This is a genomic window from Paenibacillus sp. cl123 (assembly GCF_900101595.1).
Classification (GTDB): domain Bacteria; phylum Bacillota; class Bacilli; order Paenibacillales; family NBRC-103111; genus Paenibacillus_G.
This window is the reverse complement of sequence record NZ_FMYY01000008.1, coordinates 178002-202786: the sequence shown is the minus strand read 5'-3', so window position 1 is coordinate 202786 and position 24785 is coordinate 178002. Positions and strand designations below refer to the sequence as shown.

Sequence of the window (24785 nt, the reverse complement as noted above, 5' to 3'; positions counted from 1 at the left end):
GCAATATAGGCTGCGATTCGTTACAATAATTAAGTATGGCCTAAGATGAAGTCAAAGAAGGTGTATCGGTTGTCAAATAGTCAGCAGCAAGCGGTTTATGGCGGGCAAGCCGTTATCGAAGGGGTTATGTTCGCAGGAAAAACGGTTCATGTGACGGCTGTGCGCCGCAAAGACCAGACGATTCAATATTTGGAAGTGCCAAAGAAAGAGATTCCCTGGGTCCAGACGCTCAAGAAAATCCCCTTTGTCCGCGGCATCGTAGGCATCGTGGAATCGAGCGCCAAGGGAGCGCAGCATCTGAACTTCGCTGCCGAGGTTTTCGCCGAAGAGGAAGGCGAGGTCAAGGAAGAGAAAAAAGAATCGGCCGGCAGCCGGATATCGATGATTTTGGGCGTAGCGTTTATAGGGGTGCTGTCCTTTTTATTCGGCAAATTCGTCTTTACCCTTGTTCCCACCGCCATAGAGCACGCGCTCTTTAGCCGCATGTTCGAAAATCGGATCGGTCATAATCTGATCGAAGGCTTGATCAAGATCATCCTGCTCGTCGGTTATATTTATTTTATTTCCCTTACTCCGATGATCAAACGCCTGTTCCAGTATCATGGCGCCGAGCACAAAGTCATCAGCGCTTATGAAGCCGGCGTGGAGCTTACGGTCGAGAACGTGCAGAAGTTCAATACGCTCCATTACCGCTGCGGCAGCAGCTTTATTGTATTCACTGTCCTGATCGGCGTCGTGATTTATTCGTTCTTCGAATATAACTCGTTTGTCGAGCGCATCGTGCAGCGGATCGTGCTGCTTCCGCTCGTCATCGGCGTTTCCTATGAAGCTCTGCGCTTCACCAACTCGCTCCGGGAAGTTCCGGTTCTGCGTTATCTGGGGTACCCGGGGCTCTGGCTGCAGCTGCTCACGACCAAGGAACCGGATGATTCGCAAGTTGAGGTGTCAATCGCTTCCTTCAACCGGATGCGTGAAATCGACCGCCAGATGGGATAAGCTTAAATTAGGCCAAAGGAGGAGCTGCTATATGAGAAACCGGAGCAACACGATAGCCTATATTATTTTCGGTCTGATTGCCATCGGCGTGCTTGCCAGCCTGTTTACGAGCCCGCGGGCCTTCCTCGTGCCTCTGCTCGTCTTCGGCGCCATATTCCTGCTGTACAAGTTCCCGCCGAACACATGGAACCGGCAGAGCCGCAAGCCTCCGAGCGGCCGCTTCGCCAAGGGCAAGCGCAAGAACGCCAACTTCCGGGTCATTCCGGGCAGCAAGGACAAGCAGGACGAACCGCCCAAGTACCATTAGACTTTCCTGAAGCTGGCTTTCCGCGGCTCGGACAAAAGGACCTCATCCCCGGCAGGAATGAGGTCCTTTTTCATTTGCGAAGCGGCAACCTGCATAGGAGTGGCCGGACGCTTCTGGATTCAGGTCGTTTTTTTCAAGGACGGATTGGCCTGACTTATCCGTTTGGCCGCTCCAGGAGGAGGCGTACGGCATACTTGGGTATAATAATGCTCCTTGTATTCGTCGATCTGCCATTTGTTGAAAAACTTATTGGCCGCCTGCTTGCCCGACTCGAATAGTTCAACGCTCTGCTCCGCCGTCAAGTCAAAGTCGGTAATGCCGATCCCGTGAGTCGGAATCTTGACCGTACGGAATCTGTTATTCTCCTGAATGTAATAATCGTCGTGGGCATCCAGCATCGTAGAAAATAAGGCCTTGAACATCGAAAGCGGTCCGTACACCGAATTCGGCTTAGCCGAGCCCCTTCCGACCAATTGGAAGCCGATTGTCGGGAGCAGCGAATCCACACTGCCGGGATCCGGATTGTCGAACAGCCACAGCGGGAAGTTGCTGAGCAGCCCCCCGTCCACAATATATACGAATTGGTCCGCGAAGCTGGCCCCTTTGGTCCGGACAGGCTTTCGCTTGCGGATAATAACCGGATCGAAAAAATACGGGATGCTCGTGCTCATCCGCACGGCTTTGGCGACAAGCAGCCGCTTCGGCTCGATCCCGTACTGCTCGATATCGTCGGGAAGCACCAGAAGCTTTCTGCCCGATATATCCGAAGCGATAATCCGCAGCTGTTCCGGCTTCAGGTCGCCGAAGGTCCTGATTCCTTTGGCCAGCAGCAGCTTGTGCACCCAATGCTCCAGCGCTTCGCCGGAATACAAGCCCTTCTTGATAAACAGCCGGGCGAGCGGTCCGACGACTTTGGTATTAAAGATCGGCGCCCGCTGCAGAAAGGAATTAAACGGTGTTCCTTCAATAATCTCCCGCAGCTCATCGGCCTTGTATCCGGCGGCCACCAGCGAAGCGACGATAGCTCCCGATGACGTGCCGGCCACCTGATGGAACTTATAGCCCAGCTTCTCCACAGCCGACACGGCGCCGGCCAGCGCAATTCCCTTTACCCCTCCGCCTTGAAACACGGCGTTGATCTTCATCCGCATCCCCTCTTCCCCATTAGCCGAGCGACGCTTTGCTTTACCGTGATGTAATGTATGAGGAATCGGGTTGTCCCTATGACAAAGCCGGAAGCATAATGACTGCCCGCAGCAAAAAAAGCCTTGACCCGCAACATGCCGGATCAAGGCTCTAAGTCTATTATCTATTCGGTTTCAAGCTCGGTCTTCAGCTTCAACAGATCTTCGCCGCGCGAAGGATCCCGCCTGAAATATTCGACCAGCGTTTCAATGCAGGTGATCGAGTCCGTACTGAGGTGATGCTCGATGCCTTCAACATCCTTGTAAATATTTTCTTCCGCCACGCCGATCGTCGTCAGAAATTGCTCCAGCAGCTGATGACGGTCAACGAGCCGTTTGCCGACCTTCTGCCCTTTGGACGTCAAGATTAGCCCGCGGTATTTCTCATAGATCAAATAATTGTCCTTATCGAGCTTCTGGATCATCTTCGTAACCGATGACGGATGCACTTCCAGCCCTTCGGCAATGTCGGATACGCGCGCATAGCCTTTCTCGTCGATCAATTTGTAAATTTTCTCCAAATAATCTTCCATACTCGGCGTAGCCATCTAGTATCCTCCTGTAATCCAATAACGGAAATCTGGTTCGTGCAGATCCGTCACGCCTTAAGCGAATTCCCATGTGTGGAATTCCCGCTGCCGCAGCAAGCTAAGGAGGTCCGGATAAGCGTTACTAACTATATCACAGCCTTCCGGCGTAAAGCAAGCCCACCGTATAGAGAAGCCAAGGGAGGTTCATTATGACAACCGAATTGCTGCCGCCGCCCGTAAGGCAAACGCAAGTGTTCGTGCCTGAGCTCGTATACTTTGAGCCAAGCGCGCTGGAGTATCCCAAGGGACAGCGAATCCACGAATGGGCGCTGCGCGAAGGCTTGCCAATCCGCATGACCTCCTCCCATAACCGGATTACGAATCTCCCCGGGGAAACCGACCTGGAGAAATACCGCATCGCCAAGCGGACATTGGTCGTCGGCATACGCAAAACGTTGAAGTTCGACACGTCCAAGCCGTCGGCGGAATATGCGATCCCGATCGCTACCGGCTGCATGGCGCATTGCCATTATTGCTACCTGCAAACGACGCTGGGGGCCAAGCCTTATGTGCGCGTGTATGTCAATACCGATGATATTTTAGCGCAGGCGCAAGCCTATCTGGACGAGCGGGCCCCCGAGATTACCAGGTTCGAGGCAGCCTGCACGTCGGACCCGGTCGGTCTCGAGCATATTTCCGGATCATTAAAGGAATATATCGAGTTCATGGGGAAGCAGCCGCTGGGCCGTCTGCGCTTTGTTACGAAGTTTCATCATGTGGAGCCGCTGCTGGATGCGAAGCATAACGGTCATACCCGCTTCAGGTTCAGCGTCAATGCCGACTATGTCATCAAGCATTTCGAGCCTGCGACGTCCAGCTTCCAGGAGAGGATCACCGCGGCCGGCCAAGTGGCGAAAGCCGGCTATCCGCTTGGCTTCATCATCGCCCCTATCATCTGGCATGACGGCTGGGAAGACGGGTATGCGGCTCTGCTGAGCAAATTAAAAGAGGCGCTTCCTCCTGAAGCGACCTCCGATCTGACCTTCGAGCTGATCCAGCACCGGTTCACCAAGACGGCGAAAAGAATCATCGAGCAGCGTTATCCCAAGTCGAAGCTGGAGATGGATGAAGCCAAGCGGAAGTACAAATGGGGCCGCTACGGGCAAGGCAAATATGTATATCCCGACGAGCAGGCCCAGGCGCTGCGGGAATTTATTACCGAGCGCATCTTTGACAGCTTTCCGCAGGCCAAGATCGAGTATTTTACTTGAGGAATGAGCCGGCTTCACTTTGATCCAAGGCAGTGGAGCGCCGCGGGCGTTCCCGGCCGGCTCTCATTTGCAGCGGCTCCATGTCTCCGGTCGTCAGACCGGGTGGGAGATTTTATAAGTCCATTACCTGAATATCCGTCGAGGTCAGCGGCAGCCCCATAAATTCGCCATACTTCGCGGCAGCATTCATCAGCTCATCCCTTCGGCCTGGATTCGCATAAAATAAATGCATGATTATATCGATGCCTTTGGAAGTAATGCTACGCTTCCAGATACCCGCCACCTGTCCGTCTACGACGATAATGGGCATGAATACCCCATTGTTGCCGGGAACGATGAATCGGGCATGTTCGGCGCTTACCACAGCGGTGCGGTCCTGATAACCGAGAAAATACTCATCGAAACCAGGGAGCAAATAGGCGCCTGATTGAACGACAGCATCTCCTGATTGTTCAGCGGATGCCCGCCAATATACGCGGCCGGCAATCGTTTCCGATATCAATCGGTTTCGGGCAGCTTCGACGCCCTTTCTCGCATCCGTGAGCGTAAGTCCGGTCCACCACGCCAAGTCTTGGACCGTGGCAGGGCCATGACCGCGAAAATATCGTTCCGTGAGCAGCGCCAGCGCTTCTTCCGGCGGTATTTCCTTGGCCAGCGGCACCCACTCGTCCAGCAATACGAAGGTTTGCTGTTTGCCTTCTCTTGGGCCCATACAGATAAGGCCCGCTTGCGCGATATGCCACAGCAGATGATAACCTCGCTGACCGGTTGTGCTGATCCCCGCTTCCTCGAATACTTGCATAAGATCGGGGCGCGTCATCCGCCTTCCCCCCTGCAAAGCGTCGATTGCCAGTTGTTTGCAGCGTTCAATCATATCGGTGGTCAATTCCAGTTGCTCCAGCCTTCGCTTATCCTTTGCCAAAATTCGCGGAGAAAGCAGCTTCAGCATCCACCTCACGTCCTCAGGGGGCACGCAATGAATCGTCCCGCGCATCGGCCAAGTCAGCACGATTTGCCGATGCGCTATACTTTGCTCGATATCCCCAATAACCGCGTGCTGCATACGAACGCCAATAGCCCATAGCACTTGATGATAGTCCTGCGCCTGCATCGCGCCAAGATGGCGCACCACCTGTTCGGGCTTGTCAAACCTCCCGTAAGAAATACGCTGATGAAGCAATCGTCGACTAGCTATTTCAGGATGGATCACGTCTCTCCTCCTATGGTTTAATCGCTCCGCATCCATACGAGCCGCTAGCCTATCCAGGCGGGTGTGATGCTCTGCAGCCAGATCGTGATCCGGGTCATCTGATCCGTATACAGCAAGACGGCGATTACGAGCATAACGCCCCCGCCCACCTTCATCATCGCAGAGGAATACTTCAAGATCCACTTCGTCGATCCGATGAAAAAGGCGAGCACGAAAAACGGAATGGCGAAGCCAAACGAATACGCCGTAATGAGCGGAAGCCAGGAATTCGGTTCGCTGGCAGCCAGCACCAGCATCGCAGACAGGATAGGTCCGATGCACGGAGACCAGCCCGCGGCAAAGCCGATGCCAATCAGCAAAGAACCGAGATAACCGGCAGGCCGGGCTTTGATCTGCAGCTTATGCTCCCTCATCAGCCACTGCGGACGGAAGATGCCCAGCAGGAACAAGCCCATGACGAAGATAAAGATGGCGGACAGCTGGCGCAGCAGCTCCCGGTTATCGAAGAAAACGGAGGCGAGCGCATTCGCACCGAGCCCCAGGCTGTAGAAAATAATGCTGAATCCGAGAATAAAGCAGAGCGTATGCGTAACCAGCTTGAAGCGGATTTCCTTGGAGTTCTGCCCGTCCTTCAGCTTGCCTACGGAAACTCCGGTTATGTAGGACAAAAACGATGGATACAGCGGAAGCACGCATGGGGAGATAAAGGATATCAATCCCGCCCACAGCGCGATCCATATGTTCAGCTCCATGCTTTCCCCTCCCTCTCTCTGTGCTCCGCCCCCATCAGGAACGGAGCCCTCTCTTGGCGAACATAATCACGATGAGCATGGCGATCAGCACCAGCACGACGGTAGCTCCCGGAGCCAAATCCCATATGCCTGCCGAAAACAAGCCAAGCACCACGGCCAGCTCCGAGAACAGGATGGACCAGAAGATCGAGCGCTTGAAGCTGCGCGCAATCAATAAGCTGCAGGCTACGGGAATCGTCAGCAGCGACGAGACGAGCAGCGCTCCGACAATCTTGATCGAGACGCTGATTACTAGCGCGGTCAGCATTGTAATCATAATATTGTAGAAACGCAGCGGCAGACCGCTTACGCCGGCTGCATCCTCGTCGAAGAACAGCAGAAACATCTCCTTGTAGTTGACCGCAACGAAAGCCGCGACGATTACGGCTACAACGCCTACGACCCACAGGTCCATGCTGTCCAGCGTATAGATGCTGCCGAAAAAATAACTCATCACATTGATATTGAACCCTCTGCCCAGTGTAAACAGCAGCGTCGCCAGCGCTACGCCCCCGGACATAATAATGGCGATCGACAGCTCGGCATATGTTTTGTACGCCTTGCGCAGCCGTTCGATGGCGAAGGAAGCGATCAGCGCGAACAGCAGTCCGACTCCGATCGGATACACATTGATCAGGAAGCCGAGCGCCACCCCTGCAATCGATACATGGGCCAGCGTGTCTCCGATCATCGACAGACGACGGAGCACCAGAAATACGCCCATCAGCGGCGCCGTCAAGCCGATCAGCAGCCCTCCGATCAAAGCCCGCTGAAAAAAATATTCATGTACAATATCCAAGTCGTTTCTCTCCCAAACTAAAACTCAAACTGTCGTCTTGCACGGCAAGCCTGTCCGCTAACCCTAGCCCAAACTTACGGCTTCCTGCCGCATCGGCATCTGCAGCTGCCCTTTTACAGCACGCCGTTACAGCATAACCTCGGCCGTCTCCCGCAGCTGCCGCATGGAGTGCGACAAATCCGTCTCCCGGCAATTTTCCGGGGCATGGGTGTGCTTGACGTAGAAGCCAAGTCCGCCGCTGCGCTGCTCAGGCTCGGGTCCCAGGTACGAACGCACCATGTCCAGGTCATGCGATACCATCATAAACGCGATATGATGATGTTCATGCATATGCCGGATCATCCGGAAAAATCCCGCCTGCGTCTCGCTGTCGATCCCGACCGTGGGCTCGTCCAGAATGAGCAGCTCCGGATTGTTCACGAGCGCGCGCGCCAGAAATACGCGCTGCTGCTGGCCGCCCGACAGCTGCCCGATCCGGCGGTCGGCCAAATCCTCGATGCGCATCGCGTACAGCGCATCGTCCGCCTTGCTCCGCTGCGCGGCGGTCAACCGGCGAAGCAGCGTCTTTTTGTTGTAGAGCCCGGAGGTCACCACCTCCCGCACCGTCGCGGGAAACAGCGGATTAAGCGCATTTTTCTGGGGCACGTAGCCGATCCGCTCCCAGTCGCGGAACGATGAGAGCGGCTGTCCGAACATGCGGATCTCGCCGCGGGTCGGCTTGAGCAAGCCGACGATCATCTTGAGCAGCGTCGTTTTGCCCGCTCCGTTGGAGCCGACGATGCCGACGAAATCCCGCTCCAGCACAGAGAAGCTTAAGCCGTTGATGACTGTTTTGTTCTCATAAGAAAAAAAGACGTCATCGATCGTAACGATCTGCTGATGACATCCGGAATGAGCGTTCAATTCCATTAGCAAGGCTCCTCATATATAAGGTGTCCTATCTATTTTAACGCTTTTAATAAATTATTCAAATTGTTCTCCATCAAAGACACATAATTGTCGCCTTTGGCCAACTGCTCCTCCGTCAACCCTTCGATCGGACTAAGCACCAGCGTCTGCGCGCCGGCATCCTTGGCGATCGTGGCGGCCAGCTTATCGGAGACCAGCTCTTCGAAGAAAATATAGTTGACTTGATTATCCTTGATGAATTGAAGGATGCTTTTCATCTCCTTGGACGTCGGTTCGGCGTCCGGCGACATGCCCATAATCGCCTTCTGCGTCAAGCCGTATTCCTTGGCCAAATATCCGAACGACTGATGCGTGACGACGATTTCTTTTTTCGACGTGGCGGCCAGCTCGGTTTTATATCGGTTGTGCAGCGCATCCAGCTTGCCTGCCAGCTTGGCGTAGTTGGCCTCGAACTCGGCTTTGTGCGCGGCATCCGCCTGGACAAGAGCGTCCTTGATCGTCAGCGCCATCTGCTTGGCGTTCAGCGGAGACAGCCATACATGCGGATCATGCGACCCGTGATCATGGTCATGATCATGCCCTTCCTTGGCTTCCTTCTCATCGCCGTGCCCATCCTTCTTTTCTTCCCCGTGTTCCTCGTGCTCATGATCGTCCTCGCCGGCTTCGATCAGCGTTATGCCCCGGCTTGCTTCCACGACTTGAACCTTGGCGTCGCTCTTCATGCTGTCCAGCGTATCATGCACCCAGCCCTCGAAGCCTGCGCCCAAGTATACAAACAGCTCGGCATTCGTTATGTTCTGAATATCGCGGCTCTTGGGCGACCAGTCATGCGGCTCGACGCCGGTAGGAACGAGATTGATCACATTCACATGCTCTCCGCCGATCGCGGAGGCGAAATCGTACAAGGGATAAAAGCTCGTCACCACATTTACTTTCCCTTCGGCCAGCGTAGCCTTCGATTGACCGCAAGCCGACAGCGCCATCACCAGCGCCGCTATCGATATAGCACTTAATAAAAATCGTCCTTTAGAAAAAAATCGCAGCATCCGGTATTCCCTCCACCATGTAAATCGTAATCATTTTCATTAACAACGCTGATTATATATCCCTGGCTGCGCCTTGTCAATGTTAAAAGTAGGTTTTACGAAAAAGAAAATACACCCGCATGCTGCGGCTCATATCGAATGACGTGCGCAGCTTGCGAGTGTATAAAGGCAAAACCGCCTGCTTGACAGGCTCCAGCTCAGCTCGGCTCGGCTTGCGAGTTGCGAGCCTATTTGACGATAGAGCCGTTGGGCAGATCCTCGGCCACCGTAGCCAGCGTCAGCTGATCTCCCTGGGAAGCCGCCAAGATCATGCCTTGGGACAGCTCGCCCCGCAGCTTGACAGGCTTCAGATTGGTTACGCAGATCACCTTGCGTCCGACCATCTGCTCAGGCGTATAAAACTTGGCAATGCCGGAAACAACCTGGCGCTGCTCGAAGCCCAGATCTAGCTGCAGCTTCAGCAGCTTGTCGGCTTTTTTCACCGGCTCGGCTGCGATCACTTGGGCAACGCGGAGCTCGACCTTGAAGAAGTCGTCGATAGAAATTTCCGGCGCATGCTCCTCGGAGGCTGCGGAGGAATCAGCCGCGGAGGACTGGCCTGCAGCCTCAGCAGCGCTTGTTCCCGCCGAAGCTGCGGCGGCGGTATCCGCTCCCTGCGCCGAGCCTCCCATAGAGGCGGCGATATAAGCAATCTCCTTCTCCGCCTCCAGCCGCGGGAACATCACCTCGCCCTTGACAACGCGCGTACCCGCAGGCAGCGTGCCGAAGCTGCGGACCGTGTCCCAGGCCGTAAGCTCTCCCTCCTCGATGCCGAGCTGTGCCCACATCGCGCGAGGCGTGCCTGTCATGAACGGCTGCAGCAGTACGGAGGTGATGCGCAGCGACTCGGCGAGCATATACAGGACGGACCCAAGCACAGGCCGCTTCTCTTCGTCCTTCACAAGCGACCATGGCTGAGTTTCGTCGATGTACTTATTCGTCCGGCTCACCAGCTGCCAGATCGACGCCAGCGCCACGGAAAACTCCAGCTTCTCCATCGACTCCTCGACTTTGGCCACCGAGCTTTCCAGCGTCTCCAGCAGACTTGCGTCGAATTCGGTTGCGCCGGCCGCATACGGCTGCACGACCCCGCCGAAATATTTGTCGATCATCACGACGGTGCGGCTCAGCAGATTGCCCAGATCGTTGGCCAGGTCAAAGTTAACCCGCTCGACAAAGCTTTCCGGCGTAAACGTTCCGTCCGAGCCGAAAGGCACCTCGCGCATCAGATAATAGCGCAGCGCGTCCAGGCCGTAACGGTCGATCAGCGTGACCGGATCTACGACATTGCCCTTGGACTTGGACATTTTCCCATCCTTCATCAGCAGCCAGCCGTGGCTGAACACCTTCTTCGGCAAAGGAAGGTCAAGCGCCATCAGCATGCAAGGCCAGATGATCGTATGGAAGCGGACAATTTCTTTGCTCATCAGATGGACGTCCGCCGGCCAATACTTCCGGAAGGCCGTATCGTCGTCGCTGCCGTAGCCGAGCGCGGTAATATAATTGGACAGCGCGTCGATCCAGACGTAGATCACATGCTTCGGATTGCCCGGCACGCGAATTCCCCAGTCAAACGTCGTCCGCGACACGGCCAAGTCCTCCAGCCCCGGCTTGATGAAGTTGTTGATCATCTCGTTGCGGCGCGATTCCGGCTGGATGAAGTCCGGCTGCTGCTCGTAGAACTCGACGAGGCGGTCCGCATATTTGCTCAGCCGGAAGAAGTAGCTTTCTTCCTTCACCCACTCCACGGGGCGGCCGCAGTCCGGACAATTGCCGTCTACGAGCTTGTTCTCCAGGAAGAAGGACTCGCACGGCGTACAGTACCAACCCTCGTAATGCCCGAGATAAATATCGTCCTGCTCCAGCAGCTGCGCGAATATTTTCTCTACCGCCTGCTTATGGCGCGGCTCTGTCGTACGGATGAAATCATCGTACGAGATGTCCAGCTTGCTCCACAGCTCCTTGATTCCGGCCACGATGCCGTCGACGAATTGCTGCGGCGTTTGTCCGGCCTCCTGTGCCTTGCGTTCGATTTTCTGGCCGTGCTCGTCCGTCCCCGTCAAGTAGCGGACGTCGAAGCCGCGAAGCCGCTTGTAGCGGGCCAGCACGTCGCCCGCTACGGTCGAATAGGCGTGGCCGATATGCAGCTTGTCGCTCGGGTAATAGATCGGAGTTGTGATGTAAAAGCTCGGTTTGGTTAGCTCATTGGCGGACATAAAATAACAACCTCCTCGGAGTCGGCTCGATCGGCCTGGCTTGGAAAACACAAAAAAGCCCCTGTCCTCTTGGGACGGGAGCATCGCTCGCGTGGTACCACCCAACTTCCCCTGTCCGGGCACGCGCTGACTACTATCCGGCGCGCCGCAGCCCGACAAGGCTCAGCGGTCATCATGACCTTCCCGTAACGCTGGAATGCGATGAAGGCTTACCCGCTCCGCGCGCAGCTCACCCTCATATCCTCCGGGACCATCTTCATCCGATTTCCGCCCGCCGGTTCGCAGCTACCCCGGCTCTCTGTATGGCTTCCCTCGAAGTACTTATCCGTTCATGGGACATTAAGCCAAATATAGCGAAATTCTTCCCGCCTGTCAAGAATGTCAAGGAACATGGTCAATTCCCCCCGGATGGAAGGGATGACATTTGCAGATCCGCTTGACAGCCAGCCAGGATCCCTTGCCGGCTCCATATTTATCGAGCGCTTGCAGCGCATAGTCGGAGCAGGTCGGATAGAAGCGGCAGGTCGGCGGCTTCAGCGGCGATATGAATTTTCTGTAGAAGACAACCCCGCCACGCAGCACTTGTCTCATGATCCGCTCCCCTTGTCGCTCGCATACGGACTCTGCCGCCTTGCCGGCCGGAGAGTCTTGCTTCATCTTAACATTTTAGCTTGTCATTTTATCTTGACCGATCCGGCAGGCTCTGTCAACTTTAGGACTTCCTTCCCGAATCGGGCGGGTGGCAAGCGGCAAGCTTGAATTTGACAGCCGTTTCGTTGTTTAATTAATGGGGTAACAGGGTAAGCGTCGACATATACCGAATCGCGGCGAATGGTTGCACATTATAGTGGAAGTTTGCCGTCGCAACGCGACCGAAATCGACGTTTCCCGACGAATCCCTATAAGGTCCTAACCGAATGACAGCCTCAAATCCAAGCGGTGGAAGGTGAACCAAACCATGAATAATTCCAAAGATTTTGTCCAATCCCAATTTAAAAAATGGAAAAGCGCCGCCTCTTCGCTGATCTTGAATGAAGAAGGAGGCACGGAGCACACCATGGTCGAGCTGGAGCCGGAATATTACGAAAAATGCCGCCAGCTTGCCGAAGCGCAAAACACGACGATCGCTTCCGTCGTCCATTACATCCTGGAACAGCAGTTCGCCGTCAGAGCCGGCGAGCGCCTCCATCAAGCCAGCGCCATGCAGCTCGAGAAAAATCCGCTGCTCGCCCTGGACGGGCTGACCGGACGGAGAGAGAAGTTCGAACAGCGGGATACTCGCGACCGCTCCGACAGCTGGCATGCACGCGAGGAACGCAAGACGGAGGTGGAAGAAGATGAATTCGCATGAGCATGATTTTCTGGGCCAGGCCGTCTTCCTGGAGCAGTCCGCCTGGATGGCGTTTATGAATCCCGAGGACCCTTACTATTTGAAGGCCCGGTCCTTGTTCTACGACCTGAACGATCTGGACCGGCCGCTCGCCACGACCAATTACGTCGTATTCGAGACACATCAGTGGCTGCGCAATCATTTTGATTATACCGATGCCCAAACCTTCCTGAACACGGTCGACAAGGCCATGCAGCAGGGCATCCTGACGATCATCCCCGGAGGGTCGGAGCTGGAGTACGAATCCAAGCGCTTGCTGCTGGATTATCCCGACTACAAGTTTTCCTTGAATGAGGCTTTGACTGCGGTCGTGCTGCTTCATTATCGGATGAAGCGGATTTTTACCTTCAATCCCAACTATACTTTCCTATCTCGAATTGACCGGGAGATCAAGGTCATCCCAAGCGTCGTATAGCCTTTATTCGCAAGCCGTCCGGTCCGCCGGGCGGCTTTTGCCTGCGTGGCGTCGCGCTAGAGGTCCGGTAACGCGCGGTCTGCGGCCGGTCGGGGCTTCCACTCGCTGTTTCAACTCCCCGTTCGGCTGTCCGGCCTTTTGATCATCGGACTCCCGAAGCGGCAAAAACTCCGGAACTGGCAGCGAGGCGCGCTGTGGTTTCGGAGTGCTGTTTGTTTGTCGGACAGCTGCTGCTTAAGCGCCCCTTTGGGGAGAGAGCTGAGCATTAACGATTTTTCGCGCAAACGCTATTCCATTGCTTGTCAGTCGGGTGCGTTTACACGATTTTCCGTACATCTCCCCTGCTTTTGACCGCCAGTCAGGCACATTTGTACGTTTTTCCATACATTCCCGCTACTATTGGCCGCGAGCCAGGCACATTTGTGCGATTTTCCATACATTCCCGCTACTGTTGACCGCCAGTCAGGCACATTTGTACGATTTTCCGTTCATTCCCGCTACTGTTGGCCGCGAGCCAGGCACATTTATACGTTTTTCCGTCCATCTCTCCTGCTTACGATCACCAGCCAGACACATTTGTACGTTTTTCCGGTTACCATTTATGCCCCTCTTGAGAAGTCCTAATCAGTATAGCCGAAGCAAGCTAATCGAGAGGCCGCAGCTGCTTCCTGTAGTCGCTGGGCGACATCCGGTAGCGGGAGTGAAACAGCCGGTTGAAATGAGTGTAGTTGGCAAATCCACAAAAATAAGCGATCTCCTGCAAGGTCGAGCCGCCGATCAGCATCCGCTCCTTGGCCAGCGACAGCCGCACCTCAATCGCGTAGTCCATGATGGACTGGTCGAAGGTTTCTTTGAACAATTGGGACGCCCGCGACACGCTCAGCCCGACGGATGCCGCAGCATCGCGCAGCGTGATCGGTTCGGTCGCATTTTTCTCAATGAACGTCTTGATCCGGTTGGAGATGGACCGCTCATATACGTTTGCGCTGTCCCCGCCGGCGATCAAACGCTTCATATGCAGCAACAGAGAACGGGCCATATAGTTCAGAACTTCCGCATCCGAGTCCTTGACCCGCCTTTTTTCTTGGACGAGCAGCTTCCAGATGGAGATCAGCATCTCGTCGATGCCTACGTTCAGCTTCACGATCGACTCGTACTCCTCCCACCACTGCTGAAGCCAATCCTCTCCCTGTTCCAGACTGAGGTAGTAATCGGCGCTCGGATGCGCATGATCCTCCTCCAGCTTGATCATCAGCTCATAGCTGTCCTGAGGCTTACAGAGCAGAAGATCGCCGGGGGCGACGTCATACACCGTTCCGTTGATCCGGGTTTGGCAAAATCCTTCCGTCTGCAAACGCAGCAAATAATACTGCCGCAGCATTCTTTTGGGAGAATAAAAGGGCCTGGTATGTTTGGAAAAGCCCGCAGTTATAACCTGCATGAACAATCACCTGAAATGGGATGGATTAATGCTCATTGTAGGGGAATACGGCTATTGTGTAAAGGGATTTCCCCGGCATCGGCATGATCGGCAAGCGCTTCCGCAATAAGATAGGATAAGAGAATCGGAAGAGACGTAAAGGACTTCCCGGGGGCGCAGATGTATAATGAAAAGCGGCGGGCCTGCCAAAAATCGATTATGCCGGGAGTGGAACAACTTGCAAAGCAAATTGGCCGTACAGTTGTATACGTTGCGCGAAGCCTGCAAGCAGGATTTTCCCGCGACGCTGCGGCGTCTCAAAGAAATGGGCTGGGCCGGCGTGCAGATGGCCGGTTATCATGATCATGATCCGCAGGAGCTTGCCCGGCTCATCCGGGAGCTGGGACTGCAGACAGCCGGATTGCATGTAAGCTATGCGCGGATCGTCGACGAGCTGGAGCTGCTGGCGCAGGAAGCGGAATGGTTCCGGACTAAGGACCTTATATGTCCTTCGATTCCGGTTGAGCTGCGTACGGAGGAAGGCTACCGCGAGGTCCGGGAGACGCTTCAACGCGCGGCGGAAGCCGTGAAGGAACGCGGCTTGCGCATCAGCTACCACAATCATGCGTTCGAATTCGACGTTCAAGTGGATGACCGCAGCGCGCTTGAATACATACTCGAGCCGCAGGCCGGCAGTCTGGTGCTGGCCGAGCTGGATGTGTATTGGCTGAAAAGAGGCGGGCGCGATATTATGAGCTTTATTGAACCTTACGAAAACCGGATGCCGATCGTGCATCTTAAAGATATGACGAAGGATGAGCGGGAAACGTTTGCCGAGATCGGGACCGGAAGCATCGACTTTCTTCCCATCCTCCGGTGGGGCGAGCAAAGCGGCGTGGAGTGGTATGTCGTGGAGCAGGATCAATGCGACGGCGATCCGCTGGAGAGCGTACAGACCAGCTTGGCGAATTTGACCCGGCTGATTGCCCAAGTTTAAGCTGCGCAAGCGGCAGAACTGCCATTCATACTTACGATTGGAGAGGTGTACGAATGAGTCAAGTGATAAGAATGGGAATCGTCGGCGCCGGGAATATATTCCGTGCCGCACATGTGAAAACTTTGCTGGAGCATCCGGAGGTAGAGCTGGTCGCCGTCTGCGACATCAATCCGGAACGCGCGGAGGCTGTAGCCGCCGAATACGGCATTTCTTCCTTCTATACGGATTACCGCGAGCTGTTGAAGCGGGATGACATCGACGCAGTCGATATTTGCACCTCCAACCTGTTCCATTCCGAAATCTCCATCGCCGCTCTGCAGGCCGGCAAGCATGTTTTCTGCGAGAAGCCCGACGCGGTTAATCCCGAGGAAGCGCAGAAAATGGCCGACGCAGCGAAGGCAAGCGGCAAAGTGCTGATGACGATGCGCAACAACCGGTTCAACCCTTCGTCCCAATATCTGAAGCGCTTTATCGAGGAAGGCCATATGGGCGAGATGTACACGGGACGCTGCGGCTGGCTGCGCCGCCGGGGAATTCCGGGCAAGGGAGGCTGGTTCACGACGAAGGAGCTGTCGGGCGGCGGCCCATTGATCGATCTGGGGGTCCATTATATTGACCTGACGATGTGGCTGATGGGCAATCCGAAGCCGGTGTCCGTATCCGGAGCCACCTACACCAAATTTGCCAACAATGAAATTGCCGATTCCGTACACAGCAGCTTCGGGGAGAAAAAAGCCGACGGCACCTTCGACGTAGAGGATCTGGCGACAGGCTTTATCCGCTTCGAGAATGGCGCTACGCTGCAGATTGAATTCAGCTGGGCTTCCAATGTCGGCGAAGAAATGACCTTCATCGAGATCCGGGGAACGAAAGCCGGCTTCAGCCTGAAGAAGGGAGAGCTGCAGATCTTCTCGGAGTCGGCCGGACAGCTGACAAATATGGCTCCGGTGTTCAAGGGAACCCCGCCTTCCGCTCACGGCGAGCATTTGAAGCATTTTATCGATGTGGTCCAGAAACGGGCGGAGCCGATTATTTTGCCTGAGCATGGCGTCGATATGATCAAAATTTTGTCGGCCATCTACAAATCGGCGGAAACGGGCCGCGAAGTCATTTTGTAAATGCGGGAGCTGCGCGTGCGCTTGCTTCTCGCAGTCCGCAGCATATCAAATAAGGACCTGACAAGCAGCTTATCGTCATGCTGCCTGTCAGGTCCTTATCGGTTTTTCTTCACAGCCGGTTTTCCGGCTCGATTACCCTAGCACAACCCGGTCGTCGGCGAATTTCGAGCCGCGAATCTGCTCGAACTGCTGGAGCAGTCCTTCCACCGTCAGCCCCTTCTTGTCCTGCTCCGAAACCTCCAGGATAATGCCGCCCTTGTCCATCATGATCAGCCGGTTGCCCAGCCGGATCGCCTGCTCCATATTATGTGTGACCATCAGCGTCGTCAGCTTCAGCTCGGAGACGATCTTCTCGGTCAGCTTCGTAATCAGCTCAGCACGAGACGGGTCAAGCGCGGCCGTATGCTCGTCCAGCAGCAAAATCCGCGGCTGGGTGAAGGTCGCCATCAGCAGGCTCAGCGCCTGGCGCTCCCCGCCGGACAGCAGGCCGACCTTGGCGTTCAGCCGATCCTCCAGGCCGATGCCGAGGCGGCTCAGCTGCTCGCGGTACCATTTGCGCTTGGCGACGGTAACCCCGATCGACAGCCCTCTGCGCTGCCCGCGCTTGTAGGCCATCGCCAGATTTTCCTGAATCGTCATCGTCGGCGCTGTACCGGCCATCGGGTCCTGGAAGACGCGTCCGATCCATGCGCTGCGGCGGAACTCCGCCAGCCCGTCCACCTGCTTGCCGTCGATCCAGACACGGCCCAGATCAGGCGGCATGACGCCCGAGACGATATTCATCAGCGTCGATTTGCCTGCCCCGTTGCTGCCGATGACGGTGACAAAATCGCCATCCTTCAGATGAAGATTGATGCCGGACAACGCGACCTTCTCATCAGGCGTGCCCGGATTAAACAGCTTGGTAACTTGCTCGATCCGCAGCATCAGCGTTTCACCTCCTGTGGCGGCCGGGAACCGCGTGCCCGCAGCTCTTCAGCTCTCCGGCGCATTAGCGCCTTCTGCCGCAGCGACTTGCGAACGAGCGGCAGCGTTAATGCAATGATCACGATCAATGCCGTCATCAGCTTCATATCCGTCGGCTCCAGTCCGACCCGCAGCGCTATGGCAACGATCAAGCGATAGACGATCGCTCCCAGCACGACGGCCAGCGTAGCGCGGACTACCGTGCGCGCGCCGAACAGCGCCTCACCGATAATGACCGAAGCCAACCCGATAACGATCATCCCGATCCCCATCGTAATATCGGTAAAAGCCGAATATTGAGCGACGAGCGCGCCCGACAAAGCGACCAGCCCGTTGGACAAGCTGACGCCGACGATGATCGTATTGTCCGTATTGACGCCGAAGCTGCGGATCATGCGCGGATTGTCGCCCGTCGCCCGGAGCGCCAGACCGAGGTCCGTGCGAAGGAACCAGTCGAGCGCAATTTTGATCAAGGCGACGACGACCGGCATAACCAGCAGGACATTGACATCCGTCAGCAGCGTGTCGACGCCAAGCAGCGGGATGTTGGACTTGCCCATAATCCGCAGGTTAATCGTGTACAGCGCGATCATCATCAGAATGCCCGACAGCAGGGCATTGATCTTGCCCTTCGTGTGCAGCAGACCGGTGCAGGCCCCTGCGACAAGTCCGCCGGCAAAAGCGGCCAAGCTGGCCAGCAGCGGCGATTGTCCGGCCGCAATCATCACAGCGGCGATCGCGGCTCCGGTAGTGAAGCTGCCGTCAACCGTCAAATCCGGAAAATCAAGAATCCGGAACGTCAAATAAACGCCCAGCGCCATAATCGCATACAGCAAGCCCAGTTCCACGGAACCCAATAAAGCGGAACCCATTATGTTATCCCCCTATCGTAAAAGAAGCGGGAGCAGCATCTCTTTGCATACAAGAGAGGCCACCCCCGCTTCGATGATTACCTCGGCTGCAGAGGTAAATGTAAGCTTATTTAGCGCCGTTCAGCAGGTTGTTCTTATCTTGCATTTTGCTCTTCATCGACTCCGTGATCTCCACGCCTTGCGCCTTGGCGGCGTCGGCATTCATGATCAGGTCGAGCTTGTCCGGATACGTAACCTTCATATCGCCCGGCTTGGCGCCTTTGAGAATCTCAACGGCCATCTTGCCGGCTTGATAACCATGGTCATAGTATTTGAAGCCGAAGGTAGCGACAGCGCCCTTCTCGACGGTATCCCGGTCACTGGAGAAAAACGGAATTTTCTTATCGTTGGCTACCTTGATAATCGATTCGACCGCGCTCACTACCGTATTGTCAAGCGTGATGAAAATCGCGTCAGCCCGGCCGACAAGCGATTCCGCCGCCTGCTTCACTTCGGATGCGTTCGATACGGAAGCTTTCACGACCTTGATATTGTGCTTGGCAAGCGCTGTCTCAGCCGTCTTCACCATGAAAGCGGCATTCGGCTCGCCTTCGTTCACGACCACCCCTACGGTCTTCACCTTCGGAAACTCGGATGCGATGAAATCCATCAGCTTCGGAGTGGCGTCCGGATGCGTGTCCGCGGCTCCGGTAACGTTGCCGCCCGGCTTGTCCAGCTGCGCTACCAGCTTGGCGCTGACCGGATCGGTTACGGCGCCGAACAGAACGGGCGTGTCCTTCACGTTCTGCACAACGGCTTGTGCGGAAGGCGTCGCAATCGCGAACACCAGATCCTTCTTATCGGCGGCAAACTTCTGACCGATCGTCAGGTTAGTCGTAGAGTCGCCTTGGGCATTCTGATAATCGAGCTGCATCGTGTCCTTGTCGATGTAGCCCCCATCCTTCAATGCAGCCAGGAAGCCTTCGCGCGTAGCGTTAAGGGACGGATGCTCCACGATCTGCGAGATGCCGACCTTGACGACCTTTTTGTCTCCAGCGGGAGCGCTTCCACCCGTAGAGCCTCCCGTTGACTCCGTCGGCTTCGTACCGCAGGCGGCAAGCACGAGCGGGACGGCAATAAGCAGAGATAAAAGCGTCGATGATTTCTTCATTGTTGCTGACCCCCCATACAGTTGTGACGTAAAGCTGCTTTAAAGCAATACTGTAATAATAGTATGGACGCCCCTATTCGTCAATAAATAATAAACTCTTGTTCAAATAAATTATTTCATTTCCCTTCAGAAAAACCTTTTAAAATCCATCGGAATTAATTGTTTATTGTTATATTTATCCATATTATTCCCAGCATTCACCCTTCCGACATCCCCGCTTCTCCAGCCTGTCCAATCATGGTACAATGACCACTAGAGCCGGCCTTGCGGCCTCTCCCAGCCTGTCATTCTTTGCGGAGGTTCCTATGAAACTTGCTGCGTTTCTTATCCTGATGCTTTTATACCCTTTATTTCTCCGCCTGACCCATATCTGGGACATCCGGGCGATTCCGCTTATATTGCCTTATGCGCTTGCCGCTCTTTCGCTCATTATTTTGGCCTCGGAGATCGGCTCCTTTCTCCTGAAAAAAATCTCCAACTCCTCCCGCCCCAAGTAACAGCCTGCGGATACCGCCAAGTTGGAGAAGCGTCCGCCACCGCCCGCTCGCTGACGCAACCCTGATAATGCTGTCATATCATGGAACCTTTTCGCGCGATTATGCTATACTTGCTGAAGAATGTCACTGAACTCCCAGCATTTGGAGGGGATACTTATTCTGTATTTGGCCGCCTTTATGGTTTCATTTCTCGTTGTGCTGCTGTTGATTCCCCCGCTTCGCAAGCTGGCCTTCCGTATCGATTTTGTGGACAAGCCCAAGCCCGACATTGAACGCAAAATACACCGGGAGCCTATACCGCTTACTGCCGGACTCGCTATTTTTGCCGGATTCGCCGTCGCGTATGCCGGTTTCATCGCTTGGCGGGGCAGCGGCTCCGCTTCGCTGCTGTTCGCTTCGCTGCTCATTCTCGGCGTGGGACTTGTCGATGACTGGTACAAAACCCGCGGCAAAGAGCTTGCGGCCTGGCCCAAGCTGATCGTTCAGCTCTCCGCGGCGGTCATCGTCTACAAGTCCGGCATCGTGTTCTACGGCTTCAACAACCCGTTCACGGGGCAGGATGTGCTGCTGCCGGTATGGCTTCAGTTTGCGCTTACCGTCACCTGGATTTTCGGAGTTACGACCGTCATTAATTTTATGGACGGGATGGATGGCCTTGCGGGCGGACTATCGGCCATCTCCGCCATTACCTTGTTTGTCGTCGCGCTGGCCAAGGGGCAATCCGACTCGGCGATGATGGCTATCATTCTCGTCGGAGCGGCCGTCGCCTATCTCCGGTACAACAAACCGCCGGCCAAAGTGTTTATGGGCGATTCGGGGGCCACCCTGTTCGGCTTCCTGCTGGCTGTCATCGCCTTGGACGGCGCCTTCAAGGGAGCAACCGTGCTGTCGCTCGCAATCCCGATCCTCGCGCTGGGCGTGCCGATCTTCGATAATATTTTCGTCGTCCTGAGGCGGCTGCGCAACGGGACGCCGATCTATCAGGCCGATGCCACGCAGGCCCATTACCGGCTGCTGCGCAGCGGGCTGAACCCCAAGCAGGTCGTGTTATTCCTCTGTTTGATCAATGCCTGCTTCAGTCTGACCTCGATCATCTTGCTGCTGCTCAACGTCTGAACAAGCGAAAGCCCCGTAACCGGTCATGCACTCCCGGTCATGGGGCTTTCGCTTTGGCATGCAATGGGGTTAATTCGGCTTTCTCACCCGATTGCCCCCGCGGCTGTGGAATATCCACCTGATCAGATAGGGAACAAGGAAAAGCACAAATAAGATCCGAAACATCTGATACGCCACCACCATCGATACATCCGCCTGAATCAAAGTCGCCGTTACCCCCATCTCCGTCATCCCGCCGGGAGCGGCGGCCAGGAAGGCCGTTCCCAGACCGATCGGATGGAACAGGCTGAAGCCGAAAGCGAGCAGCAAACAGAAGGCGACGACGGCAAGGCCGCCGCCTAATGAAAATGGCAGCAGACGTTTCCAAGAGGTAAGCGACTGGAGACGGATGCCCGTCCCGAGAAATACGCCAAGGCTCCACTGGGCGGCAAGGCCGACCATATGCGGCAGCTGCGGAGGATTCCAGCCGCTGACCGTCAGCAGCGCGATCAGCAGGATCGGGCCCAGAAACCATGGCGTCGGCATGCGCAGCAAGGAGGCGCCCCAGGCAGCCGCCGAAGCGGCAGCCAACGCAAGCAGCGCCTTCAGCCAGGGGATGTCTCCCCAGCCCGCTGACGCAGCCGCCGATGCCGTCTGACCAGCCGCAGTCGCCGTATCGAGCGCCCCTCCCTGCTCTCCAAGCCCATGCACGGCCAGAAACGGCACGACAAAAATAACGGTCAGCAGCCGAATCGTCTGCATGAAGGTCACCACCGTCTTGTCGGCGCCGGGAATTTCCTCGCAAAGCACGACCATCTGCGAGAGTCCGCCCGGTATGCTGCCAACCAGACTGCTGGCATAGCTGATCCCCGTCGCCTTCGCTATCCATACCGCGGTCAGCAGACTGAAGGCCACCGTCAGCACGGTGGCGATCAGCATCGACGGCAGCTGGCTGCCGATTTGGCGCGCGCTCTCCGCCGTCACGGATAACCCCATGCCGTAGCCGAGGATAAGCAGCCCTCCGTTGCGCAGCGAGACCGGCCAAGCCGCAGGCCGCTTGACCACTCCCTGCCACAGCATAATCGCCGTCAACGGGCCGAGCATCCAGGCCAGCGGCACATGCAGCAGCGTAAATAAAGCTCCCCCTGCCCAAGTAACCGCCGCCGTTTCCATCAGCCTCCGCATGCTGGTTGCCCCGGTTCTGCAGCCGGTCGGTCTGCTGCCTGACGCACGAAACCCGTCTCGTTGTACGCGCCCCGCATCTACTTCAAATTTTCGGGATTGAGCGGCTCCAGATCCGCTGCGACGAACCTCCCGTCCTTGCGCACCAATTCTCCGTCGAAGTAAATCTCGCCGCCGCCGTATTCCGGCCGCTGGATCAGCACCATGTCCCAATGAACCGAAGAGCGGTTGCCGTTATCCGCATCCTCATACGCATTGCCGGGCGTGAAGTGGATGCTGCCGTCAATTTTCTCGTCGAACAAAATATCTTTCATCGGCTTCTGAATATACGGGTTGACGCCGATGGCGAACTCCCCGATGTAACGGGCGCCTTCGTCGGTATCGAGAATGTCGTTCAGCTTAGCGCTGTCGCTGCCTGTCGCCTCCACAATTTTGCCGTTCTCGAAGCGGAGCGTGATATTCTCGAACGACGTGCCCTGATAAATCGTCGGCGCGTTATAAGCGATAATGCCGTTCACGGAATCCTTCACCGGAGCCGTGAATACTTCTCCGTCCGGGATGTTGTTTTTGCCGGCGCACTTGATGGCCGGTATGCCTTCGATGGAGAAAGTCAGATCGGTAGCCCCCGGACCGAGCAGACGAACTTCCTTGGTGCGCTCCATCCTGGCCACGAGAGCGTCCATCGCCGCCGACATCTTGCTGTAATCCAGATTGCACACCTGGAAATAAAAATCTTCAAACGCCTCCGTGCTCGTATTGGCCAGTTGGGCCATCGACGGGTTCGGATAACGCATAATGCACCATTTCGTATGATTGACCCGCCAGTCCGTTACCGGGCGCTGGAACAGCTTCGTATACAAGCTCATTTTCTCAGCCGGCACATCGGACGTCTCCGTAATGTTGTCGCCGCTGCGAACTGCCAGATACGCGTGCATTTTCTTCATCCGGTTCAGCTCGAGCTCAGCCAGCTGGGTATACAGTTCTTGGGTGCCTCCCAGCATGAGGCTGCGCGTCACTTCAGGATGACGGAATTCGAGAAACGGATGCCCCCCGGCGGCGTACACCTCTTCGATCAGACATCTGGTCAACTCCTGATCGCGCAGTCCGATCATCTCGATCAGCACATTTTCTCCGGGTTGAAGATCAATGGAATATCTCACCAAATTTTTAGCAAACTGCTTAAGTCTTGGATCACGCATCTCATTCGCTCCTTTGCGGCTGTTTGGAAACCCCAGTTTTCAATGTATCGCTTTTCCGGGAAAAGTTCAAATCTGCCATGCTTCTATGGTACGATGGAATCCATACCAGCCTTAAGGAGATTTTATGCATACAAATGATAATCAGCTTGCCGAAGCATTGCGGGCCTTTTTACCCGCGGCCGCGTCATATACGCTGCACGCCGGACCAAGCGGGATGAATAATACGACACGGCTGGCCGAAGCGGACGGCGAGCGGTATGTGCTGCGCGTGTACGAAACCCATAGGGACGCATCCAGAGTCGAGTTCGAGCTGGACGTGCTGAAGAGCCTTAGCGGGCTCGCGCTGCCCTTTCATACTCCGGTGCCCGTCGCGGCCCGAAGCGGCGAGCCATGGGCACTGACCGGCGACGGCAAAATCGCCGTCCTCTTCCGCTATATCGAAGGAGAACGGCCCTCCCTGCGCTCCCGATCAGGCCCTTTTTCCTTCGGACAGACGACGGCTTGGCTGACCCAAGCCCTGGAGAAGACGGTTGCGGCTGCGCCGCCCGCTTACCCGCCCTACTATGAGCTGGATCAGGCCTCCTCCGCTTATTCGCTCGGCGAGGCGCTGCGATTTTGCGCTGAGCCTCCGGAGCTGTTCACGACAGAAACGGAAGCGCTGCAAAGCATCGGAGCGTGGCTTGCAAATTACCGCAGACAGCTTCCTCAGTTGAAAACGCTGCCCCATCAGCTGATTCACGGCGACTTGAACCATACGAATATGCTCGGGCGGGCGGACGGGACGATTACTGCGGTGCTAGACTTTGAATTCGTCACGGTAGACCTGCGCGCGATGGAGGCGGCGGTCGCCTTGTCGGATCTGATTAACGGCGAGCCAAAGGACGATGCGCTATGGCCGGCGGTGGAGTCCTTCGTCCGAGGTTATGCCGGCGTGTCCAAGCTTTCTCGGGCCGAAGCGGAGGCGCTTCCTCTTCTAATTCAATTGCGGAGAGTCGATGTATTCCTGCATTTCCTGTACCGGTATTGGGACGGCATAGACGGCGCCGATACCGTCATCCGTCAGATCCGCTCCGCGGGCGCAAGCCTCGCTTGGTTTGTCCGTCACGGCACGCGGTTGGAAAATACGCTTAAGCCCCTCTCAGCCGATTCCTCATAGAGGATGGAGTGTGCCCGGGAGAGACGCTGC

At 55.9% G+C, this 24785-nt stretch carries 25 protein-coding genes; 10 read left to right on the top strand and 15 right to left on the bottom strand.

The genetic code is table 11. The features are described from left to right. Positions 1 to 126 precede the first annotated feature (126 nt). Positions 127 to 996, top strand: coding sequence for a DUF1385 domain-containing protein (locus BLR08_RS15780; RefSeq protein ID WP_371117373.1), 870 nt, complete (start codon positions 127 to 129; stop codon positions 994 to 996). A gap of 31 nt (positions 997 to 1027) precedes the next feature. After that, a complete protein-coding gene (locus BLR08_RS15775; RefSeq protein WP_072332055.1) occupies positions 1028 to 1303 on the top strand; it encodes a PRA1 family protein in 276 nt (91 codons plus the stop codon). Between the two features lie 119 nt (positions 1304 to 1422). Here BLR08_RS15775 and BLR08_RS15770 read toward each other — a convergent pair whose 3' ends face one another. Next, entirely contained in the window at positions 1423 to 2448 is a 1026-nt protein-coding gene (locus BLR08_RS15770) for a patatin-like phospholipase family protein (RefSeq protein WP_072332058.1), read from the bottom strand. 164 nt (positions 2449 to 2612) lie between these two features. Further along, positions 2613 to 3035 (bottom strand): transcriptional regulator MntR, encoded by a 423-nt coding sequence (mntR, locus tag BLR08_RS15765; protein ID WP_072332061.1) that lies wholly within the window; start codon positions 3033 to 3035, stop codon positions 2613 to 2615. A 191-nt stretch (positions 3036 to 3226) separates the two neighbouring features. On the opposite strand from mntR, the gene splB reads away from it, so the two are divergent. Beyond that, positions 3227 to 4288 carry a spore photoproduct lyase gene (gene splB / locus BLR08_RS15760; RefSeq protein ID WP_072332063.1) on the top strand — a complete coding sequence of 354 codons (1062 nt, stop codon included), beginning with the start codon at positions 3227 to 3229 and terminating at the stop codon, positions 4286 to 4288. Between the two features lie 112 nt (positions 4289 to 4400). Here splB and BLR08_RS15755 read toward each other — a convergent pair whose 3' ends face one another. The 7 genes from BLR08_RS15755 to yidD all read right to left on the bottom strand — a co-directional run bounded on the left by BLR08_RS15755 (position 4401) and on the right by yidD (position 11889). Further along, a complete protein-coding gene (locus tag BLR08_RS15755; RefSeq protein WP_218131577.1) occupies positions 4401 to 5498 on the bottom strand; it encodes a winged helix DNA-binding domain-containing protein in 1098 nt (365 codons plus the stop codon). A 44-nt stretch (positions 5499 to 5542) separates the two neighbouring features. Beyond that, positions 5543 to 6250 carry a cytochrome c biogenesis CcdA family protein gene (locus BLR08_RS15750; RefSeq protein WP_072332069.1) on the bottom strand — a complete coding sequence of 236 codons (708 nt, stop codon included), beginning with the start codon at positions 6248 to 6250 and terminating at the stop codon, positions 5543 to 5545. Positions 6251 to 6284: 34 nt separating this feature from the next. Further along, positions 6285 to 7088, bottom strand: coding sequence for a metal ABC transporter permease (locus BLR08_RS15745; RefSeq protein ID WP_072332072.1), 804 nt, complete (start codon positions 7086 to 7088; stop codon positions 6285 to 6287). 126 nt (positions 7089 to 7214) lie between these two features. Next, positions 7215 to 7997 carry a metal ABC transporter ATP-binding protein gene (locus tag BLR08_RS15740; RefSeq protein ID WP_072332075.1) on the bottom strand — a complete coding sequence of 261 codons (783 nt, stop codon included), beginning with the start codon at positions 7995 to 7997 and terminating at the stop codon, positions 7215 to 7217. A gap of 32 nt (positions 7998 to 8029) precedes the next feature. Further along, a complete protein-coding gene (locus BLR08_RS15735) occupies positions 8030 to 9043 on the bottom strand; it encodes a metal ABC transporter substrate-binding protein (RefSeq protein WP_072332078.1) in 1014 nt (337 codons plus the stop codon). A 227-nt stretch (positions 9044 to 9270) separates the two neighbouring features. Continuing rightward, positions 9271 to 11298: a methionine--tRNA ligase gene (gene metG, locus BLR08_RS15730; protein WP_072332081.1), complete on the bottom strand. Its 2028-nt coding sequence runs from the start codon at positions 11296 to 11298 to the stop codon at positions 9271 to 9273. Between the two features lie 381 nt (positions 11299 to 11679). After that, positions 11680 to 11889: a membrane protein insertion efficiency factor YidD gene (gene yidD, locus BLR08_RS15725; protein WP_218131576.1), complete on the bottom strand. Its 210-nt coding sequence runs from the start codon at positions 11887 to 11889 to the stop codon at positions 11680 to 11682. Positions 11890 to 12256: 367 nt separating this feature from the next. Between yidD and BLR08_RS15720 the strand changes: the two genes are divergently transcribed. Together BLR08_RS15720 and BLR08_RS15715 are read left to right on the top strand one after the other, a co-directional pair. After that, entirely contained in the window at positions 12257 to 12649 is a 393-nt protein-coding gene (locus BLR08_RS15720) for a hypothetical protein (protein WP_072332086.1), read from the top strand. Then, the gene (locus BLR08_RS15715) at positions 12636 to 13103 is read left to right on the top strand and encodes a type II toxin-antitoxin system VapC family toxin (RefSeq protein ID WP_072332089.1); all 468 of its coding nucleotides are present in this window, start codon (positions 12636 to 12638) and stop codon (positions 13101 to 13103) included. The genes BLR08_RS15720 and BLR08_RS15715 overlap by 14 nt, the downstream gene beginning before the upstream one ends. Before the next feature lie 643 nt (positions 13104 to 13746). Here the strand turns inward: BLR08_RS15715 and BLR08_RS15710 are convergent. Further along, positions 13747 to 14544, bottom strand: a complete 798-nt coding sequence (locus BLR08_RS15710; protein WP_072332092.1) for a helix-turn-helix domain-containing protein — start codon at positions 14542 to 14544, stop codon at positions 13747 to 13749. 217 nt (positions 14545 to 14761) lie between these two features. Between BLR08_RS15710 and BLR08_RS15705 the strand changes: the two genes are divergently transcribed. Together BLR08_RS15705 and BLR08_RS15700 are read left to right on the top strand one after the other, a co-directional pair. Next, positions 14762 to 15520 carry a sugar phosphate isomerase/epimerase family protein gene (locus BLR08_RS15705; RefSeq protein ID WP_072332475.1) on the top strand — a complete coding sequence of 253 codons (759 nt, stop codon included), beginning with the start codon at positions 14762 to 14764 and terminating at the stop codon, positions 15518 to 15520. Between the two features lie 53 nt (positions 15521 to 15573). Then, the gene (locus tag BLR08_RS15700; RefSeq protein WP_072332094.1) at positions 15574 to 16638 is read left to right on the top strand and encodes a Gfo/Idh/MocA family protein; all 1065 of its coding nucleotides are present in this window, start codon (positions 15574 to 15576) and stop codon (positions 16636 to 16638) included. A gap of 132 nt (positions 16639 to 16770) precedes the next feature. Here the strand turns inward: BLR08_RS15700 and BLR08_RS15695 are convergent, their stop codons facing one another. The 3 genes from BLR08_RS15695 to BLR08_RS15685 all read right to left on the bottom strand — a co-directional run bounded on the left by BLR08_RS15695 (position 16771) and on the right by BLR08_RS15685 (position 19626). Then, entirely contained in the window at positions 16771 to 17565 is a 795-nt protein-coding gene (locus BLR08_RS15695; RefSeq protein WP_072332095.1) for an ABC transporter ATP-binding protein, read from the bottom strand. Continuing rightward, entirely contained in the window at positions 17565 to 18476 is a 912-nt protein-coding gene (locus BLR08_RS15690; RefSeq protein WP_072332097.1) for an ABC transporter permease, read from the bottom strand. The genes BLR08_RS15695 and BLR08_RS15690 overlap by 1 nt, the downstream gene beginning before the upstream one ends. A gap of 106 nt (positions 18477 to 18582) precedes the next feature. Beyond that, positions 18583 to 19626 (bottom strand): ABC transporter substrate-binding protein, encoded by a 1044-nt coding sequence (locus BLR08_RS15685; RefSeq protein WP_072332100.1) that lies wholly within the window; start codon positions 19624 to 19626, stop codon positions 18583 to 18585. 305 nt (positions 19627 to 19931) lie between these two features. Between BLR08_RS15685 and BLR08_RS15680 the strand changes: the two genes are divergently transcribed. Together BLR08_RS15680 and BLR08_RS15675 are read left to right on the top strand one after the other, a co-directional pair. Continuing rightward, positions 19932 to 20123: a hypothetical protein gene (locus tag BLR08_RS15680; RefSeq protein ID WP_072332103.1), complete on the top strand. Its 192-nt coding sequence runs from the start codon at positions 19932 to 19934 to the stop codon at positions 20121 to 20123. A gap of 120 nt (positions 20124 to 20243) precedes the next feature. Further along, positions 20244 to 21239 (top strand): MraY family glycosyltransferase, encoded by a 996-nt coding sequence (locus tag BLR08_RS15675; protein WP_072332106.1) that lies wholly within the window; start codon positions 20244 to 20246, stop codon positions 21237 to 21239. A gap of 69 nt (positions 21240 to 21308) precedes the next feature. Here BLR08_RS15675 and BLR08_RS15670 read toward each other — a convergent pair whose 3' ends face one another. Both BLR08_RS15670 and BLR08_RS15665 read right to left on the bottom strand, forming a co-directional pair. Next, positions 21309 to 22403: an AbrB family transcriptional regulator gene (locus BLR08_RS15670; RefSeq protein WP_072332109.1), complete on the bottom strand. Its 1095-nt coding sequence runs from the start codon at positions 22401 to 22403 to the stop codon at positions 21309 to 21311. Positions 22404 to 22480: 77 nt separating this feature from the next. Further along, entirely contained in the window at positions 22481 to 23599 is a 1119-nt protein-coding gene (locus BLR08_RS15665) for an aminopeptidase (RefSeq protein WP_072332112.1), read from the bottom strand. A 124-nt stretch (positions 23600 to 23723) separates the two neighbouring features. On the opposite strand from BLR08_RS15665, the gene BLR08_RS15660 reads away from it, so the two are divergent. Next, entirely contained in the window at positions 23724 to 24755 is a 1032-nt protein-coding gene (locus BLR08_RS15660; RefSeq protein ID WP_072332115.1) for a phosphotransferase, read from the top strand. Positions 24756 to 24785: the final 30 nt, after the last annotated feature.